Raw genomic sequence first — 1757 nt, forward strand, 5'->3', positions numbered from 1 at the left:
CAATAAACTGCCTCCGATAAGATCGCCTAAATATTCTTTTATATTCATAAATTCATCTCACGATTCGCTATATCCAGGAGCGAGTGCAGCATTGTCAACGCCGTATAGTGCTTCTGGATTTTTAAGTGCTAAATGGAACTCTCGCCCATTGCTCTTACAATTCTTTGAACAATCGATATTCCATAAACGCAGTAAATATCCAGCGAACGCAGCTCTTATCTCTACACGCAACCTATTGTTTTCCATTGCGTAGTCCATCGATACAGCTTCTGGATGTGCTAGTTTTGGATGAGGTATCAGCTCTAGCTCAACGATTCGGTTCCATTGCTTATCCCACTGAAGAGTCTCAACTTCGTCGTTAACCTCATCCTCTAACAACTCAACTTCACTTATTCTGGTTAAAACAAAATCCCTAAATTCTCTAAGCTTTCTATCGAATGCTCGGACATGCCATCTCAAGCCATTGTCAATCAGGGTATGAGGAACTATTTGCCTGCTCCCATGACCACTCGACAATGAGGTGTACTCAATATTAATCACAGCGCGCTTATGTATGGCTTCACTAATAGCCGCTACAACTTCCAATTTCGGCTTATTGAGATGGAATGGTGCTTCACAAGCCATAGGTGGCCTGGCCTTGCCAAGAAAGCCATCACCGAACCCTTGGCTTATCGTCGCAAGAGTTCGAACAACGTCATAATCAAACAACGGCTGGAATGCGCTCGTCTTCAAGTGCACTCTGCGCTTTTCGTCATACATAACGTTGTTAGGAGCCAACTCTTTGTACCGCGCAAAATCTTGTGTTGCCACAGACGGCGCTACGCTAAATCGCTCGGTTAAATAACTACGCCCAGCTTCACCTTTAAATAACAAAGTGAAATCAATATGAGCGAGTCGTTCTCTCTGTGCTTGGCTAAGCTCTTCAAGTCCAGTGTTGTCTTGCACTGTCAGCCTCTCAATCCATCTGGGACAAGCCCTAATCATTTAAAACTAGGAAGCCATCGATTGAATGCCATCAAGCAACCTACTTTTTTTCATTAGGTATCATAGTATCAACAAGTCGTCTTGTTGGCTATAAAAATTGGCTTGACGTTGTTCGAATGTTTCTTTTCTGGCCTTGATAGAAGCTCACGCTGGAATGCCAACTGACGCAATTCATTCTCTCGAACACGCCTAGCAACTTCTGCCTGGGCTGGTAGCTGATCTTGACCCTCCATCTCCGAACAGCTTTTGTATCTTAAGTTAACGATGTCCGCTGCCGCCGGTATTCCCTCGGGGAGTGATATCCCAGCGCGCTGTGCGGGTGGCTTCCATTTCCATCAGATGTCCTTCCTGCTCCGCTACTGAAGGCGTGGTGCGTAACGGCAAAAGCACTGCCGGACATCAGCGCTATCTCTGCTCTCACTGCCGTAAAACATGGCAACTACAGTTCACTTACACCGCCTCTCAGCCCGGTACGCACCAGAAAATCATTGATATGGCCATGAATGGCGTTGGATGCCGGGCAACCGCCCGCATTATGGGCGTTGGCCTCAACACGATTTTACGTCACTTAAAAAACTCAGACCGCAGTCGGTAACCTCACGCATACAACCGGGCAGTGACGTCATTGTTTGCGCGGAAATGGACGAACAGTGGGGTTATGTCGGCGCTAAATCACGCCAGCGCTGGTTGTTTTACGCGTATGACAGGATACGGAGGACGGTTGTGGCGCACGTATTCGGTGAACGCACGTTGTCCACGCTGGAGCGTCTTCT

The 1757-nt window shown here is 47.2% G+C and carries 1 protein-coding gene and 1 pseudogene; one reads left to right on the forward strand and one right to left on the reverse strand.

Annotated elements, in window-relative coordinates; genetic code table 11:
- Nucleotides 1-57 precede the first annotated feature (57 nt).
- Entirely contained in the window at nucleotides 58-945 is an 888-nt protein-coding gene (locus tag HSP_RS0106700) for a WYL domain-containing protein (RefSeq protein WP_010129663.1), read from the reverse strand.
- 358 nt (nucleotides 946-1303) lie between these two features.
- On the opposite strand from HSP_RS0106700, the pseudogene HSP_RS11220 reads away from it, so the two are divergent.
- Nucleotides 1304-1757, forward strand: a pseudogene (locus tag HSP_RS11220) (IS1 family transposase); the annotation flags it as partial.

Source organism: Haemophilus sputorum CCUG 13788 (assembly GCF_000238795.1).
Classification (GTDB): Bacteria; Pseudomonadota; Gammaproteobacteria; order Enterobacterales; family Pasteurellaceae; genus Haemophilus_A; species Haemophilus_A sputorum.